The following is a 16542-nucleotide window of genomic DNA, read 5'->3' as shown; positions in this document are numbered from 1 at the left end:
ACTTTCGCAACCTTCAACGTTGCGAAAGCGGCTTTCACAACGGCATGTCGCACCGCGCGGTCGGCGGGGCTAACCCAGCAGCGACCTGACCAGCTTCGCGATCTGCTCGGTCTCGATCAGGAACGAGTCGTGCCCGTACGGCGAGCCGATGACGGCGAACTCGGCCCCGGCGACCCCGTCCGCGATCGCCCGCGACTGGTACAGCGGGTAGAGCCGGTCACTGTCCACCCCGGCGGCGACCGTACGCGCGGTGATCCGGCCGAGCGCGTTCGCGACGCCGCCCCGGCCGCGGCCGACGTCGTGGGTGTTCATCGACTCGGTGAGCACCACGTAGCTCCCGGCGTCGAACCGGCGGGACAGCTTCCCGGCGTGGTGGTCCAAATAGGACTCGACGGCGAACCGGCCGCCGCGCAGCGGGTCTTCGCCGTCTTGGTGACGCCGGCCGAAGCGTTGCGCCAGCTCGGCTTCGCTGCGATAGGTCGCGTGCGCGATGCGGCGGGCGATGCCGAGACCGGCGTGTGGACCGCCGCCGGGGACGTCGTGGTAGTCGCCGCCGTGCCAGCCCGGATCGGACCGGATGGCGTGCAGTTGCGGCGCGGCCCAGGCGATCTGGTCCGCCGACGCCTGCGCCGTCGACGCCAGCACGAGCAGCGCCGCGACCCGCTCGGGCTCGCTCACCGCCCATTCCAGCGCGCGCATCCCGCCCATCGAACCGCCGAGCACCGCCGCCCACCGGCCGATGCCCAGCGCGTCCGCGAGGACGACCTCGGCACCGACCTGATCCCGGACCGTCACGGCGGGAAACCTGCTGCCCCAAAGACTTCCGTCCGGATGTGCCGAGGACGGACCGGTCGAACCCTGGCAGCCTCCGAGCACGTTCGGGACCACCACGAAGAAAGCGTCCGTGTCGATCGCCTTGCCCGGCCCGATCAGACCGTCCCACCAGCCGGGGCTGACGTGGCCCTCCTCCGCCGGTCCGACGGCGTGACTGTCCCCCGTGAGGGCGTGCTCGACGAGGATCGCGTTGGTGGCGCCGGAATTCAGCGTCCCCCAAGTCTCGTAGGCGAGCGTGAACGGGAGTTCGCGCCCGGTTTCGAGCGGCTGGAAGCCGGTGACGAACCGGCGCCTGCCGGGCGGATCCCCCTCCCGCCACGCACCGGTGGCGGGAGGGGGATCCAGTGCCTGGGTCACAGAGCCGCCTTGGCCGCCCGGAATCCGGCCTCGAGGTCGGCCTTGAGGTCCTCGATCCCTTCCAGGCCGACGGCGAGCCGCACGAGACCCGGCGTGACACCGCTGGCGAGTTGCTCCTCCGGCGTCAGCTGGCTGTGCGTCGTCGAGGCGGGGTGCACGATCAGGCTGCGCACGTCGCCGATGTTGACCAGCTGGCTGTGCAGTTCCGTACCGTCCACAAAGGCCCGTCCGGCTTCGACGCCGCCCCGCAGGTCGAACGACAGCACCGCGCCGGCACCCTTCGGCAGGTACTTCTTCGCGGCCTCGTGGTACGGGCTCGACGGCAGTCCGGCGTAGTACACCTTCTCGACCTCGTCACGCTGCTCCAGCCATTCGGCCAGCGCCTGCGCGTTGGACACGTGCCGCTCCAGGCGCAGCGACAGCGTCTCGATCCCTTGCAGGATCAGGAAACTGTTCAACGGCGCGATCGCGGCGCCGGTGTCGCGCAGGATCTGGACGCGGGCCTTGGCCGCGTACGCGCCCGGCCCGAGGGCCTCCCAGTACTTGAGACCGTGGTAGCTCGGGTCGGCCTCGTTGAAGCCCGGGAACCGCGCCGGGTCCTTGCCGAAGTCGAACGTGCCGCCGTCGACCAGCACACCGGCGACCGTGGTGCCGTGCCCGCCGAGGTACTTGGTCGCCGAGTGGACCACGACGTCGGCGCCGTGCTCGATCGGACGGACGAGGTACGGGGTCGGCACGGTGTTGTCCACGATCAGCGGGACACCGGCCTCGTGCGCGGCGTCGGCGACCTTGCGGATGTCGAGGACGTTGCTGCCCGGGTTGGCCAGCGTCTCGGCGAAGAACAGCTTGGTGTTGGGCCGGACCGCGGCCTTCCACTGCTCGATGTCGTCCTGGTCCTCGACGAACGAGACCTCGATGCCGAGCTTCGGCAGCGTGTAGTGGAAGAGGTTGTAGGTGCCGCCGTAGAGCGACGGGCTGGAGACGAAGTGGTCACCCGAGTTCGCGATGTTGAGGATGGCCGCCGTCGTCGCCGCGGTCCCGGAGGCGAACGCCAGCGCCGCGACACCGCCCTCGAGCGCGGCGAGCCGCTGCTCCAGCACGTCCTGTGTGGGGTTGTTGATCCGGGTGTAGATGTTGCCCGGCTCGGCGAGGCTGAACAGGTCGGCGCCGTGCTGGGTGTCGCGGAAGACGTACGAGGTGGTCTGGTAGATCGGGGTCGCCCGCGCGCCGGTGGCGGTGTCGGGGGCCGCACCCGCGTGGATCTGCTTGGTCTCGAACGACCATCCGTCCGCGCTCATCGCGATTCTCCTAGCGGTTCAAGGGGTTTCGGCTGTTGCCACCGAAGCTAGCTCCGCCGAACGGAGCACCCAACCGCTCTCAGGAGGTGGGATTCCGCTCCGAAAGGGCGAACCGGTTGCCCTCCGAATCGGTGAACATCGCCCACCAGCCCCACGGCTGCTTCTCCGGGCGGGCCGGGAACTCGACCCCCTTCGACGAGAGCTCTTCGTACGTTTTCTCGATGTCGTCGGCGTAGAAGAAGAAATTGGCCGTCGGGAGTTCGTCGCGCACCTCGGGGTTCTTGGCGTCCTCCGACATGGTGCTCAAGACGAGTGCCGTCATCCCATCGGCTGAAGTGACCTCGACCCATCGGCCCCCGTCGTCACCGTACGGCGCGTCGGTGGTGACCTCGAATCCGACGACCTCGGTCCAGAACTTCTTCGCCCGCTCCTGATCGCTCACCTCGACGACGATCTTGTGCACGCCTCTAATCGCCACTTCCGGCTCCTTTGTATCCAAAATGGATATAACGAGATCGGAGTGTATGCTCCTCGCATGGCCGGCGGCAACCCACAGCTCACCCCCGCGGCGTTCCAGACCCTGCTGGCGCTCGCGAACGGCAGAGGCGGCCGCGCGCACGGGTACGCGATCATGGGTTTCGTCGACACGGTGAGCGGTGGAGCCGCCCAGCTCGGTCCCGGCACGCTGTACCGGACACTCGCGCGGCTCGTCGCCGACGGCCTGGTCGAAGAGGCCCAGGACGAGAGCGAAGACCAGCCGCACGACTCGCGCCGCCGCTACTACCGGCTGACCCCGGCCGGCCGGGAAGTGGCCGCCCGCGAGGCGGAGTTCCTGAGCAGGCTCGTCGCGGTGGCCGGGCAGGCCGGGCTGCTGAAGCGGGCGGAGTCGGCGTGAACCGGGCGCTCGGCCTGACGCCGCATCTGTTCGTCAAGGACGTGGACGCGTCGCTTCTCTTCTACGGCAAGGCGTTCGGCGCCGTGGAGCTGTTCCGCAACGTGTTGCCGAACGGGGTCGTGCTGTTCGTCGAGCTCGCCGTCGGCGACGCGCGGCTGCTGGTGAGCCAGGAGATCCCGCAGCTCGACGCGCTCGCGCCGTCGACCCTCGGCGGTACACCGATGCTGCTGACCTTGGAGACCGAGGACCCGGACGACCTCGTGCGGCGCGCGGTGTTCGCGGGAGCGCGGGTGGAGGCGCCGGTCGAGGAGATGTTCTTCGGTGAGCGTTACGGCCGGATCGTCGATCCCGACGGGCATCGCTGGGCACTGACGACGAAACGGGAGCGGTTCACGCCCGAAGACATCGACGCGAGGACACCGCCCGAGGTCTGACGTGTGCCCACGTGACCGGCGGACGTCTCCTCGGGCAGCGCGTCAGCGCGATGAGGAGACTTCACCGCGCCCGCCTCTTTTGGGCCGGAGGCCCACGAAAACGCGATGAAGGGGCACCTCGACGCCCTGAGTGAGCGATCTTCGCTACGGCCCCTTCGGCGTGTTTTCGTCAGCGGGCGCAAAATAGGGCATGGTTTCGGTACGCAGTGTCGTCGACAGGGTCGGCCCGACACTGCTGCACGCCCTTCAGATCCCCGAGGAGTCCCCCGCCGTCGGCGACGTCGTCATCGCCGAACCCGGCAACACCCTCGCCGCGGGTGACCTCGTCCTCGGCGTCGCGATCACCGAAACGCCCGAAGCCGCGGAGCTCGTGAAGCAGAGCGCGGCCAAAGGCGCCGCCGCGGTGCTGCTGAAGCCGCCGCTCGCGGCGAAACCTTCGGTGAAGCGGGCGGCGAAGTCGGCGGACATCGCGTTGATCGAAGTGCGCTCGGCGACGTCGTGGGCCCAGCTCGTCTGGCTGCTCAGGACGGTCCTCGACGCGCTGGCCGACGAGTCGGACGCGCTGGAGGACGGTGGCGGCCCCGGTTCCGGCGACCTGTTCCGGCTCGCGGACGCCGTCGCTTCGGTGGTCGACGCGCCGGTGACGATCGAGGACACCAACTCGCGGGTGCTCGCCTACTCGGCCCGGCAGGACCTGACCGACTCGGCACGCGTGTCCACGATCATGGGCCGCCGCATCCCCGACGACGTGCTCGCGCGGTTCCGGTCACGAGGCGTGTTCCGCGAGCTTTCCCGTGGACGGCAGACGATCTTCGTGCCCGCGCAGCGCGACGGCACGCTGCCCCGGCTCATCGTGCCGATCCGGATGGGCGGCGAGTTGCTGGGATCGATGTGGGCGGTCGTCGCGGGCCCGGTCTCCGACGAACGCGCCGCCGCGTTCGCCGACGCGGCGCCCGTCGTCGCGCTGCATCTGCTGCGCCGCCGCGCGCACACCGATTCCCAGCGCCGGGTCTCGGCCGAGCTCCTGCGCGCCGTGCTCGAAGGAAAAGCCAGCCCGCGCAAGGCGATCGCGGAACTGGACCTGTCCGAGGAGCCGCACCGCGTCGTCGTCATCGAGGTCTCCGGCGGCGACGGCCGCGACGACGAGGGGCTGCGGCTCGCCCTTCTCGAACGGATCTCACAGGGTGTCGGCAGGCGGCCGGTGGCCACCGAACTCGGCGGCGTGCTCTACGCCGTCGTGCCGGACGGCGACGGCTGGCACGAACTCCGGGCCGCGCTCGAAGCCCTGCCCTCGTCGAGGAAGGGCGGGACGCCGCGGGCGGCGGCGGGTTCGGCCTGCGAAATCGGTGAGCTCGCGACGTCGCGGGCTCAGGCCGACGAGGCACTGGGCCTCCTTCGCGCGAAGCTCGTGCCTGGCCGCGTCGTGGTCTTCGACGAGGCGTGGACGGCGCTTTCGCTGCACCGCGGAGCGACGGCGGCGAGTACCGCGAAGGTGGCCGAACTGGGACCGCTCGGCTTGCTGCGCGCGCACGACGAAGCCCACGAGAGCGGCTACGTCGACACGCTCTACCAATGGCTGAGGCATCCCGGCGACCCGCGCGCGGCCGCGAAAGAGCTTCGGATCCATCCCAACACCTTGAGATATCGCATGCGACGGCTGCTCGATCTCGTCCCGCTGGATCTCGACGATCCCGACGTCCGGCTGGCACTGATCACGCAACTCGTTTCCCTGCGCTGGAGCTGACGGCATTCCACGAGAAACTGTTCCTTGATGAACACTTTGTAGCGCGACAGAACTGTGCGCAGACGTCAGGAAAGGGTCTTTCGGGACCAGTAACCGGCGCGAAAGACCCTTTCCTGACATGTGACAGATTAGTGTGCGCTGGCGCGATATCCGTCCTCAATGGTCTGCCGTACCGCGGCGAGCAGATCCGCACCGGGGTAAAGCGGCAAAAGAACACCGGGGCCACCGTCGACCCGAAGTGCGGCTTCGTAGCCGTGTCCAGGGGTTTCGACCAGGCCGACGACGACATCGGCCGGATTGCCTTCGGTGTCGACGGTGCGGACACGCCGCTCCCGCCGCCAATCCTGATTTGTCATGCGGAACAGAATGGCAGCTTACCGGCCAGTAAGATCAACATCTTGACTCGATCGTGCTGCATTTCCCGATCCGCAGGTTGCACGGCCGCGTCCACCCCCGGCGAACGCGGCCGTGCGTCATACCCGATAACCGAGGTCGTCGGCGACGAATCGCTTCGGGACCATCCGGACCCAGACCGTCCCTTTGCTCTCCGGATCATCGTGCAGGTAAGAAAGAAAACGCGCATCCCATTTGTCCTCGCCGGACCCGAGATACCTGCTCAGCAGCCGCCGTCCACGTGGGACGTCGAACGGCAGCACCTCCGCGTCGCCGCGCGCGAGCACCTGGCGCACCGTCCCGGTGCCGACGTCACAGACGTCGACCGTCACCGCGATCGACGGCGACTCGCGGACGAGACCGGCCAGCTTCGCCCACGGTCCGGTGAGGATCCAGAAGGCCCTGTCCTCCCAGAGGTACCAGGTCGGGCGCACGGTCGGCCCGGTTGTGGCGACCCGGGCGGTCAGCGGACCGGCGAGGAATTCGTCGACGTCGAACATCAGATCTCGAGCACCGTCTTGCCGATCGCGCCGCGCGACTGCATGACCGCGTGCGCGTCCGCCGCCCGGTCGAGCGGGAACCGCTGGCCGATCACGGGTTCCAGCCGTCCGGCGGCGGCTTCGGCGAGCGCGGACTCGGTGAACGCGCGCATCTCGGCCGGTCCGCCGAGGTCCCGGATCACCGTGACCCCGCGCGCGGCGGCGTCCTCTTCGGACACCTCCGTCCACGAACCACTCGACAGCCCGAAGATCAGCATCCGGCCACCCGGCCGGAGGAGACCGAACGACGTCGTCCCGATCTCGCCGCCGACCCCGTCGAACACGACGTCGACCTCGCCCGCCTTCGCCGCCCAGTCCGGTTCGCGGTAGTCGACCGCCAGATCGGCCCCGTGCTCCCGGACGTGCTCGACCTTCGCCGGGCCACCCGCCACGCCGACGACCTCGGCGCCCGCGGCCTTGGCGAGCTGGACGATCAGCCCGCCGACACCACCCGCCGCAGCCTCGACCAGTACGCGTTCCCCGGGCCGGATGCCCGCCGCCGTCACCAGCGCCGTCGCCGTGCGGCCGTCGGCGAGGATCGCCACCGCCGCGTCGAGGGCCAGGCCGTCCGGCACCTCGAAGACGGACTCGGCGGCGACAGCGACCCGTTCCGCGTACGCCCCTGAGCCACCGGTCGAGGTCACGACACGCTTCCCGACCAGGCCGAGATCGGTCCCCTCGCCGACCGCGCTGATCACCCCGCCGACGCCGTTGCCGGGGATCAGCGGCGGTTCGGCACGGAACGGCCCGCCCCCGCCGGCGCGGAACTGCGTCTCGACGAACGTGATGTTGGCGAACGCCACCTCGACCAGGACCTGGCCCGCCGCCGGGACCGGATTGGGCGCCTCGCCGGCGACGAGCACTTCGGGTCCGCCGAACTCTTTCAACCACACCGCTCTCATGTGACCCAAGGTGCAAGCTCGAGTCCACTGGAGGTCAAGCGATTGTGCCGCCGAAACCATGATCGGCTCTCAATCTTGTCGCGGGCACACGATGACACCGCCGTCCGGGTACATCACCGTGAGTGGCAGCACTTGTCGTAGACCCCGCCGCCAGGAGGCATTCCGTGCGTATCGCCGTCCCCCGTGAGATCAAGAGGCATGAGTACCGTGTGGCGCTCACCCCGGCGGGCGTGCACGAACTGACCGGTCGCGGCCACGACGTCTTCGTCGAGACCGGTGCCGGCGTCGGCTCGTCCATCTCCGACGACGAGTACGTCGCCGCGGGCGCGAAGATCCTCGCCACCGCCGAGGAGACCTGGTCCGAGGGCGAGCTCGTGCTCAAGGTCAAGGAGCCGATCGCCGAGGAGTACCCGCGGCTGCGCGCCGACCAGGTGCTGTTCACCTACCTGCACATCGCCGCGGACCGTCCGCTGACCGACGCGCTGCTGGCCGCGGGCACCACCGCGATCGCCTACGAGACGGTGCAGACCCCGAACCGCGCGCTGCCGCTGCTGGCGCCGATGTCCGAGGTCGCCGGGCGGCTGGCGCCGCAGGTGGGCGCGTACTCCCTGATGAAGCCGAGCGGTGGCCGCGGTGTGCTGCCCGGTGGCATCCCCGGTGTCCACCCGGCGCGCGTCGTCGTGATCGGTGGCGGTGTGGCCGGCCTGAACGCGGCGCGGGTCGCGTTGGGTCTCGGCTCGGACGTCGAGATCCTCGACACGAACGTCGACCGGCTCCGTCAGATCGACAACGACTTCGGCGGCCGCATCCGCACGGTGACCTCGAACGCGCTGTCGGTCGAGCAGTCCGTGCTGGAGGCCGACATGGTCATCGGCGCCGTGCTGGTGCCCGGCGCGAAGGCGCCGAAGCTGGTCTCGAACGACCTCGTTTCGCGGATGCGTCCGGGCAGTGTGCTGGTGGACATCGCGATCGACCAGGGCGGCTGCTTCGCCGACTCGCGGCCGACCACGCACGACGAGCCGACCTACCAGGTCCACGACTCGGTGTTCTACTGCGTCGCGAACATGCCGGGCGCGGTGCCGCGGACGTCGACCTACGGGCTGACGAACGTGACGCTGCCGTACGCCGTCCAACTGGCGGACCACGGCTGGAAGAAGGCGCTGCAGGCGGACGCTTCGCTGGCGAAGGGCCTCAACACCCACGCGGGTGCCCTGACCAACGCCCCCGTCGCCGCCGCGCACGGCCTGCCCTCCACGGACCTGGCCGCCGTCCTCGCCTGACCCACCCGCTCCACTCCGGCTTCGCCCGCTCCACCCTGAGCCACTTCTCCCACGCGAGGGACCTTTGCCGCCCCAGTGAGCAAAGGTCCCTCGCTCCTAAGTACATGAAGGCCCCCTTCCCTCGACTGAGCCGAGGGAAGGGGGCCTTCACGTACTTAGGAGCCTCCACGCCGGACCCTCACCAGGCCACGGCGCCCCGCGCCGTCGGCCGACCCACTCGCGAACCGCAGCTTCACGCACCGCGGGGGTCCGGGGGGCTCGGCCCCCCGGGTGATACGACGAAGCCCTCACCGAGGGAAGGCGCGAAGCGCCGACCAAGGTGAGGGAAGAGGGCTGAGGGCGGCCCGCTCAACCAACCTGGGGGTCATTGGGAGCGGGCCGCCTCCTACATCGTAGGTAATAAGTCGCCGCCGCGCTGCATGGGGTTGCCATGTCTTCCGAATTACTTCTTCACAGACCTTCGCCACAGTCGGTGATTTTCCGCGCTCTAGGTCGTATATCCGGTAGTCAGCGGCCATTCGGACCAGTTCCGGGTGCGCTGCGGGGCGGCATCGTCACCACATCGAACGTGACGAAGGTCGCTTTCGGCGGATTGCCCCCTTCCGCGGGTGCGGACTCACCCGGTGAGGCAGGATGTCGCGTGATCGGCCTTCGTCAACAAAAGGGGACGGTATGCACGACGGCAGTGGCCGCATCGCGGTGCAGAACCTGAGCAAGCAGTTCGGTGCGGTCAACGCGGTCCAGAATCTGAGCTTCACGGTGGAGCCCGGTTCGGTGACCGGCTTCCTGGGGCCCAACGGTGCCGGGAAGACGACGACTCTCCGGATGCTGCTCGGTCTGGTGACGCCCACGAACGGCACGGCGACCATCAACGGGCGCCCGCACGACCAGCTGGGGAATCCGGCGCGGGTCGTCGGTTCGGTGCTGGAGAACGAGGGCTTCCACCCGGGGCGCACGGCGCGGAATCACCTGCGCGTGTACTCGGCGGCGATCGGGATGCCGGATCAGCGGGTGGACGAGGTGCTGGGCCTGGTCGGCCTTTCGTCGGCGGCGGACCGCAAGGCGGGCGGGTTCTCGCTCGGTATGCGGCAGCGGCTGGCGCTGGCGACGGCGTTGCTGGGGAATCCGCAGGTGCTGGTGCTGGACGAGCCGACGAACGGGCTCGACCCCGAAGGCATCCTGTGGCTTCGGAACTTCCTGCGCGCGTACGCGCGTGAGGGGCGCACGGTGCTGGTCTCGAGCCACCTCCTGAACGAGGTGGAGCAGACGATCGACCAGGTCGTGATCATCAGCCAGGGCATGACGCGGTACAACGGCTCGCTGGATCAGTTGCGCAAGAGCAACCAGTCGCGGGTGCTGGTGCAGTCCGCGGACGCGAACGGTCTCGTGGCCGCGTTGCAGGAGGCAGGCATCACGCAGGTCTCGCCGATGCCGGACGGCCGGGTCGCGGTATCCGGTGCGACGGTGCAGCAGATCGGTGACATCTCGGCGAAGGCGAACATCGCGGTCTACGGCATGCAGGAGGAGACCGCGGATCTGGAGCGGATGTTCTTCCAGCTGACGCAGGGCCAGTACGCCGCGCCGCAGCCCGGGTTCCAGCAGGGGCCGCCGCCGGGCTACCAGGGGCCGCCTCCGGGTTATCAGGGTCCGCCGCCCGGGTATCAGGCGCCGCCCGGGTACGCGCCGCAGACGCCGCCGCCCGGATTCGCGCCGCCGAACACCCCGGCTCCCGGTTTCGCGCCGCAGCAGCAGTACCAGCAGCAGGGTCAGCCCCCGCAGCAACAGCAGCAGTACCAGCAGGCGCCGCCTCAGCAGCAGGCGCCGCAGCAGCAGGGCCAGAACGAGGGCTGGGGAGGCCAGGGCTGATGGGCAACCTGATCAAGGCGGAGTTCCGCAAGACGCTCACCCTCAAAGCATGGTGGGCACTGATGATCCCCGCGGTGGTCTTCGCGTTCGCGTTCGCCCTGTTCTGGGGCATGGTCACGAACGACTTCAGTGACTTCCTCGGCCGCTCGGACACCCGTGAGCTGACCGAGGCGCTCGGCATCTCGACCGGTGAACTGCCCGTCGGCCTGCTCGCGCTGGGGCACGGCATCAACATCGGCACGATGATCCCGATCATCTTCGGTGTCTTCGCCCTCGCCGGCGAGTACACGAAGAAGACGATCACCACGACGTTCCTCACGGCCCCGAACCGGGTTTCGGCGCTGAGCGCGAAGATGATCACCTACATCGCGTGGGGCGCCATCTACGGCGTCATCATCGTGGGCGCGGCGAGCCTCGGCACCGTGATCACGGTCGACAGCCAGCGGCTGCCGACGGCGGGCCAGTGGCTGGGCGTGCTGGGCGCGGGTGTTCTCGCGACGATCCTGGCGACCCTGTTCGGCATCGGTGTCGGCGCGGTCTGGCGCAGCGTGGTCGGCAGCATCATCACGCTGACCATCTGGATGCTCGTCGTCGAGAACGTCCTGGTGTTCGTCATGTTCGGCGCCGCGGACATCACGTGGCTGGGCGGGGTCCTGCCGAACGGCACGGTCAACGGCATCGTGGGCGCCATCGGCGCGGAGGCGTTCGGCGCCGCCGGCGTGAAGGTGCCCGGTCTCCAGGACGAGACGGCGTGGGCGCTGCAGTACGCGGCGGGTGCGCCCGGCGCGTTCTCGTGGTGGGCCTCGGCGCTCATCTTCTTCGGCTGGACGATGATCTTCTTCCTCGCCGGCTGGGCCGTGAACCAAAAGAAAGACATCACGTAAGCCTCCACACACACGTGCGCTGAAAGGCCCCTTCACCACAGGTTTTGCGGTGAAGGGGCCTTTCAGCGCATTCGGCCCTCCGCGAACCGGCCGATCATGTCGGTGGGGCGGCTTAGGCTGGCGGGGTGACTACTGCTCCACCTCGTCCGCGTCAAGCCAGTCCGGCTCGTGAGACGGCCCCCGTCCCCACCGGAGGCTGGATCCGCCGCCTGGCCGCTTCGTGCTGGAAACATCCGTGGCTGGTCGTGCTGTCCCTGGGCGCGGCGATCATCGGCGTCGGGCTGCAGGCCGCCGGGCCGCTGCTGATCCGGGAAGCGCTCGACAGCGCGGTCGCCGGCGACACCTCGAACCTCGGCCTGCTCGCCGCCGTGATGGCGGTGCTGCAGGTGCTGACCTTCGGCAACGCGTTCGCCCGCCGGTACGTCGGCGGTCGGCTGGCGCTCGACGTCCAGCACGATCTGCGCCGCCAGGTGTTCAACGCGGTCTCCCGGCTCGACGGCGGCAAGCAGGACGCGCTGCGCACCGGGCAGGTCGCCTCCCGCGCGATCTCGGACCTCCAGCTGGTCACGTCGGTCTTGATGCAGGTGCCGCTCTCGGCGGGTTCGGTGATCTTCGCACTGCTGTCGCTCGGCGCGATGCTGTGGATGTCGCCGACACTGACCCTGATCGCGATGGTGGTCGCCCCGGCGATCGCGATCATCATGGCGGTGAGCCGGAAGCGGCTCTTCCCCGCGACCTGGGCGGCCCAGCAGCGCGCGGCCGACGTCGCGCAGCAGGTCGAAGAGACCGTCACCGGCGTACGTGTCGTGAAGGGCTTCGGCCAGGAAGCGCGCGAAGTCGCGAAGCTGGAGAAGACGGCGAAGAAGCTCTTCGCCGAACGTATGCGCGCGGCGCGGCTGTCCGCCTTGCCCACGGCCACGACGGCGGCGCTGCCCGCGGCGGGTCAGGTCGCGGTGCTGGCCGTCGGCGGCGTCCTGGCGCTGAACGGCGAAGTCAGCCTCGGCACCTTCCTGGCCTTCGCGACTTACCTCTCCATCCTGATCGGCCCGGCGAGGATGATCTCCAGCCTCGTCGTCCAGGCCCAGCTGACCAGGGCGGGCGCGGAACGGGTCAACGAACTGATCGACGCGCAGCCGGACGTCGTCGACAGCCCGGACGCGCGTCCGCTGCCCGAAGGCCCGCTCGGCGTCCGGCTGGAGGATGTCTCCTTCGGCTACACGCGGTCGGATCCCGTGCTGGACGGGCTCACCCTGGAGGCCCGGCCGGGTGAAACCCTCGCGCTGGTCGGCACGGCCGGTTCGGGCAAGTCGACGATCTCCTTGCTGCTGCCCCGGTTCTACGACGTGCACAGCGGTTCGGTCCAGGTCGGCGACCTCGACGTCCGCGACGTCCGGCAGCACGACCTGCGCAGCGCGATCGGCGTGGTCTTCGAAGAGGCCTTCCTCTTCTCCTCGTCGGTGCGCGACAACATCGCGTACGGCAGGCCCGACGCGAGCGACGAGGAGATCCGCGCGGCCGCGCGGGCGGCGGAGGCGGACGAGTTCATCCAGCGGCTCCCCGAGGGCTACGACACGCTCGTCGGCGAGCGCGGCCTCACGTTGTCGGGCGGCCAGCGGCAGCGGCTCGGCCTGGCCAGGGCGCTGATGACCGATCCGCGCGTGCTGGTCCTCGACGACGCGACGTCAGCCATCGACACGGTCACCGAGGCGGCGATCCACGACACGCTGCGCTCGGTCACCGCGAGCCGGACGACCCTGCTGATCGCGCACCGCCGCTCCACCCTCGCCCTCGCCGACCGGATCGCCGTGCTGGACAAGGGACGCGTCGTCGACGTCGGCACCGAGGAAGAGCTGCTGGCGCGCTGCGCGCTGTTCCGCGAACTCGTCGCGGGACCGGGTGACGACGTCGAGGAACCGCATCGCTGTGAAGGTCTCGACTGCGGTCCCGCCGGGATCACCCCGGCCCTGTGGCCGGAGCAGGACAAGGCCGACGAACTGGCGGGCGAGCGGAAGGGCACCGGCGGCGAGTGGGACGTCAACCTGCCGCCGAGCGAGGAACTCATCGAAGGCGTCCGGAAACTGCCGCCCGCGACGGACGTCCCGCACCTGCCTGGCACCGATGTCACCGCACCCGAACCGAAGTTCCGCCTCGGCCGCCTGCTGAAACCGGTACGCGGCCCGCTCGCCGTGGTGATCGGCCTGGTCGCGGCGGACGCGCTGGCCACCATCGCGATGCCCGCGCTGTACCAGCACGGCATCGACAACGGCGTGCGCGCCGGAGCGGAGGCGGTGATCTGGCTGGCCGCCGCGATCGGCGCGCTGGTGATCCTCGCGGACTGGCTGGTGGTCTACCTCCAGACCAGGATGACGGCGCGGGTCGGCGAGACGGTGCTGTATTCGCTGCGCGTCCGCAGTTACGCCCATCTGCAACGGCTCGGGCTCGACTTCTACGAACGCGAACTGTCCGGGAAGATCATGACCCGGATGACGACCGACGTCGACGCGCTCTCGACGTTCCTGCAGACCGGCGTCGCCCAAGCCGTCGTGAGCGCGCTGACCCTGGTCGGGATCGCGGCCGCGTTGATGATCACCGACATCGGGCTGGCGGCGTACGCGCTCGCGGTGCTGCCGATCCTCGTCGTCGCGACGGTGATCTTCCGCCGGGCTTCGTCCAAGGCGTACACCGAAGCCCGGGAACGGGTCAGCGTCGTGAACGCGGACATGCAGGAGAACGTGAACGGGCTGCGGGTCGCGCAGGCGTACACGCGCGAGGAGCGCACGGCGGAGAAGTTCGCGTCCCGAAGCGACGAATACCGGCGGTCGAGGCTTCGCGCCCAACGTCTCGTCGCGACGTACTTCCCTTTCGCAGCAATGCTTTCCGGACTCGCCGAGGTCGTAGTGCTGATCGTCGGCGCGAACCGGGTCGCGGCGGGCACGCTGTCGGCCGGTGTGCTGGTGGCGTTCCTGTTGTACCTGGGTCAGTTCTTCTCGCCGATCCAGCAGTTGTCCTCGGTGTTCGACGGCTACCAGCAGGCACGGGTCGGCCTGACGCGCATCGGTGATCTCCTGCGCACACCGACTTCCGTTCCACAGGCGGAGAAACCGGTCGCGGTCCCGGAGCGGCTGCGGGGCGAGGTCTCCTTCAAGGACGTCGATTTCGCTTACATCGCAACGGACGAGCCCGCTTTGTCGCAGCTTTCACTCGACGTCGCACCCGGGGAGACCGTCGCGTTGGTCGGGGCGACGGGCGCCGGGAAATCGACGGCGGTGAAGCTCGTCGCGCGCTTTTACGACGCGACGGGCGGCATGGTCCGGATCGACGGCACCGACATCCGCGAATACGACCTGGCCGCCCTGCGCACCCGGATGGGCGTGGTACCCCAGGAAGCGCATCTGTTCTCGGGGACCGTCGCGGACAATGTGCGCTACGGCAAGCCTTCCGCGACGGACGCGGAGGTCGAAGAGGCGGTCCGATCGGTCGGCGCGCTCGACGGTGTCGCCGCGCTTCCCGCCGGTTTCCACCAGCCCGTCGGTGAACGCGGACGGTCGCTTTCGGCCGGGCAGCGGCAACTCGTCGCCCTCGCCCGCGCCGAACTCGTGGATCCGGACGTCCTCCTGCTCGACGAGGCGACGGCGGCGCTGGACCCGTCCACCGAAGCCGCCGTCCTGCGCGCGACGGAACAACTCGCGCGGCGCCGCACGACCTTCGTGGTCGCGCACCGGCTCGCCACCGCCGCCAAGGCGGACCGGATCGTGGTGCTGGACCACGGCCGGATCATCGAACAGGGCACCCACGCGGAACTGGTCGCCGCCGATGGCCACTACGCGCGCCTGTGGTCCCTGGGCTGAGCGGGTCGTGAGTGTTTTGGGTCGTTCTAACGACACTTTCCACTCACGACCACCCGCACCGACGCTCACCAGCACGCAGCTCCCGAAAGCGTTGCGAAAGCCACTTTCGCAACCTTCAACGTTGCGAAAGTGGCTTTCGCAACGCCGTCCGAGCCTCCGCCGCCGAGCACATGCCCTGGCGGGCAAGGGAATTACGGTCGCGCGCGAACACCCGGACCTGTCACGCTGTACGGGAAATGAAAGAAGAGATCCCGGCGCGGCAGATCCGCGCCGTCCACACCGAAACCACGATCCGCGTCTATCAGGCGTATTCGCCGTCCATCGCCGACGCCGCACTGAAGGCGGGCACGTTCGTACCGCCGTTCAAACGCGAACGCATGACCTGGATCAAGCCGTCCTTCCTCTGGATGGCGTACCGCTGCGGCTGGGCCGCGAAACCCGGTCAAGAGCGCGTGCTCGCCCTCGACATCACTCGCGAAGGTTTCGCCTGGGCGCTCGAGCACGCGGCGCTCAGCCACTACGACAGGGGCGTCCACGCCGACCAGAAGGCGTGGCGGCTGGAGGTCAAGACCAGTCCGGTTCGCATCCAGTGGGATCCGGAACGCGGCATCCGGCTCGGCGCGCTGAAGCACCGTTCGCTCCAGATGGGCCTGAGCGGCGAGGCCGTCGATCGCTATGTCGACAAATGGATCACGGCGGTCACCGACGTCACCCCGGTCATGCGCGAGATCGGCGCCCTGGTCGCGGCGAACCGCATCGAAGACGCCGAAGCGCTGCTACCCGCGGAGCGCCCGTACCCGGGCTAAGGCCGCCACTTGAGGCCGCTCATCCCGGCGACCTCGAGATCCCGCTCCGAGGCCCACCGGAAGGTCCCGGGCCGGACGTGCACCCCGGCCGTCACCGCCCAGTCCGGCTCGTAGGGCTCGACGTGCTCCATCTCCTTGAAGTCGTCGAGCGTCGGCCAGACCGCCGAGCACGAGTCGCACATCAGGACGACCTTGCCGGACTCGGTGACCAACGGGCGCACGCGCCCCTCGTCCCAGAACGACGGACACTCGTCCAGCCACATCGGCTGCCACCACCTCGCGGCGATCGGCGGCCGGCACGACACCGGCCGCATCCTCCACCCAGCAAAACCCGCCGACGTGAACTCCAGGCTGTCCGGGCACGACCACCCAGCCAACCTTTACCGACCAATCAGTGACCTGACCTGCACAGACGGCGAAACGACAGCAAAGGTCCCCTGCTCCCCCGAACGGCCGAAGCGT

General features: G+C 69.4%; 15 protein-coding genes. 8 read left to right on the top strand and 7 right to left on the bottom strand.

Features of this window, described 5'->3' with window-relative positions; translation table 11 throughout:
- Positions 1 to 69: 69 nt before the first annotated feature.
- The 3 genes from metX to B0293_RS06840 all read right to left on the bottom strand — a co-directional run bounded on the left by metX (position 70) and on the right by B0293_RS06840 (position 2967).
- On the bottom strand, positions 70 to 1191 hold the full coding sequence (gene metX, locus B0293_RS06850) for a homoserine O-acetyltransferase MetX (protein ID WP_005150647.1): 1122 nt from the start codon (positions 1189 to 1191) through the stop codon (positions 70 to 72).
- Positions 1188 to 2489, bottom strand: a complete 1302-nt coding sequence (locus B0293_RS06845; protein WP_005150649.1) for a bifunctional o-acetylhomoserine/o-acetylserine sulfhydrylase — start codon at positions 2487 to 2489, stop codon at positions 1188 to 1190. The genes metX and B0293_RS06845 overlap by 4 nt, the downstream gene beginning before the upstream one ends.
- A gap of 79 nt (positions 2490 to 2568) precedes the next feature.
- On the bottom strand, positions 2569 to 2967 hold the full coding sequence (locus tag B0293_RS06840) for a glyoxalase superfamily protein (protein WP_039915256.1): 399 nt from the start codon (positions 2965 to 2967) through the stop codon (positions 2569 to 2571).
- A gap of 57 nt (positions 2968 to 3024) precedes the next feature.
- Between B0293_RS06840 and B0293_RS06835 the strand changes: the two genes are divergently transcribed.
- The 3 genes from B0293_RS06835 (at position 3025) to B0293_RS06825 (ending at position 5562) form a co-directional block, all read left to right on the top strand.
- Positions 3025 to 3384, top strand: coding sequence for a PadR family transcriptional regulator (locus B0293_RS06835; protein ID WP_005150653.1), 360 nt, complete (start codon positions 3025 to 3027; stop codon positions 3382 to 3384).
- Positions 3381 to 3818 carry a VOC family protein gene (locus tag B0293_RS06830; protein WP_005150655.1) on the top strand — a complete coding sequence of 146 codons (438 nt, stop codon included), beginning with the start codon at positions 3381 to 3383 and terminating at the stop codon, positions 3816 to 3818. The genes B0293_RS06835 and B0293_RS06830 overlap by 4 nt, the downstream gene beginning before the upstream one ends.
- A gap of 190 nt (positions 3819 to 4008) precedes the next feature.
- Positions 4009 to 5562 (top strand): PucR family transcriptional regulator, encoded by a 1554-nt coding sequence (locus B0293_RS06825; RefSeq protein ID WP_005150657.1) that lies wholly within the window; start codon positions 4009 to 4011, stop codon positions 5560 to 5562.
- Between the two features lie 128 nt (positions 5563 to 5690).
- On the opposite strand, the gene B0293_RS06820 is transcribed toward B0293_RS06825, so the two are convergent.
- The 3 genes from B0293_RS06820 to B0293_RS06810 all read right to left on the bottom strand — a co-directional run bounded on the left by B0293_RS06820 (position 5691) and on the right by B0293_RS06810 (position 7396).
- A complete protein-coding gene (locus B0293_RS06820; protein WP_005150660.1) occupies positions 5691 to 5918 on the bottom strand; it encodes a hypothetical protein in 228 nt (75 codons plus the stop codon).
- A 117-nt stretch (positions 5919 to 6035) separates the two neighbouring features.
- The gene (locus tag B0293_RS06815; RefSeq protein ID WP_005150662.1) at positions 6036 to 6455 is read right to left on the bottom strand and encodes a pyridoxamine 5'-phosphate oxidase family protein; all 420 of its coding nucleotides are present in this window, start codon (positions 6453 to 6455) and stop codon (positions 6036 to 6038) included.
- Positions 6455 to 7396 carry a zinc-binding dehydrogenase gene (locus tag B0293_RS06810; RefSeq protein ID WP_039915262.1) on the bottom strand — a complete coding sequence of 314 codons (942 nt, stop codon included), beginning with the start codon at positions 7394 to 7396 and terminating at the stop codon, positions 6455 to 6457. Before B0293_RS06810 ends, B0293_RS06815 begins: the two co-directional genes overlap by 1 nt.
- A gap of 164 nt (positions 7397 to 7560) precedes the next feature.
- On the opposite strand from B0293_RS06810, the gene ald reads away from it, so the two are divergent.
- From ald to B0293_RS06785, 5 genes are all read left to right on the top strand, one after another.
- Positions 7561 to 8676 (top strand): alanine dehydrogenase, encoded by a 1116-nt coding sequence (gene ald / locus B0293_RS06805; RefSeq protein WP_039915265.1) that lies wholly within the window; start codon positions 7561 to 7563, stop codon positions 8674 to 8676.
- A gap of 672 nt (positions 8677 to 9348) precedes the next feature.
- The gene (locus tag B0293_RS06800) at positions 9349 to 10542 is read left to right on the top strand and encodes an ABC transporter ATP-binding protein (protein WP_005150668.1); all 1194 of its coding nucleotides are present in this window, start codon (positions 9349 to 9351) and stop codon (positions 10540 to 10542) included.
- Complete coding sequence (locus B0293_RS06795; protein ID WP_005150670.1) at positions 10542 to 11426, top strand: ABC-2 transporter permease; 885 nt, start codon at positions 10542 to 10544, stop codon at positions 11424 to 11426. Before B0293_RS06800 ends, B0293_RS06795 begins: the two co-directional genes overlap by 1 nt.
- A gap of 125 nt (positions 11427 to 11551) precedes the next feature.
- Positions 11552 to 15274: an ABC transporter ATP-binding protein gene (locus B0293_RS06790; RefSeq protein WP_085939574.1), complete on the top strand. Its 3723-nt coding sequence runs from the start codon at positions 11552 to 11554 to the stop codon at positions 15272 to 15274.
- Between the two features lie 236 nt (positions 15275 to 15510).
- Positions 15511 to 16080, top strand: coding sequence for a DUF4291 domain-containing protein (locus tag B0293_RS06785; protein ID WP_005150677.1), 570 nt, complete (start codon positions 15511 to 15513; stop codon positions 16078 to 16080).
- On the opposite strand, the gene B0293_RS06780 is transcribed toward B0293_RS06785, so the two are convergent.
- On the bottom strand, positions 16077 to 16385 hold the full coding sequence (locus B0293_RS06780; protein ID WP_245191817.1) for a hypothetical protein: 309 nt from the start codon (positions 16383 to 16385) through the stop codon (positions 16077 to 16079). The genes B0293_RS06785 and B0293_RS06780 overlap by 4 nt on opposite strands.
- Positions 16386 to 16542 lie beyond the last annotated feature (157 nt).

Source organism: Amycolatopsis azurea DSM 43854 (genome assembly GCF_001995215.1).
GTDB classification, from domain to species: Bacteria; Actinomycetota; Actinomycetes; order Mycobacteriales; family Pseudonocardiaceae; genus Amycolatopsis; species Amycolatopsis azurea.
This window is presented reverse-complemented; position numbering and strand designations above follow the sequence as displayed.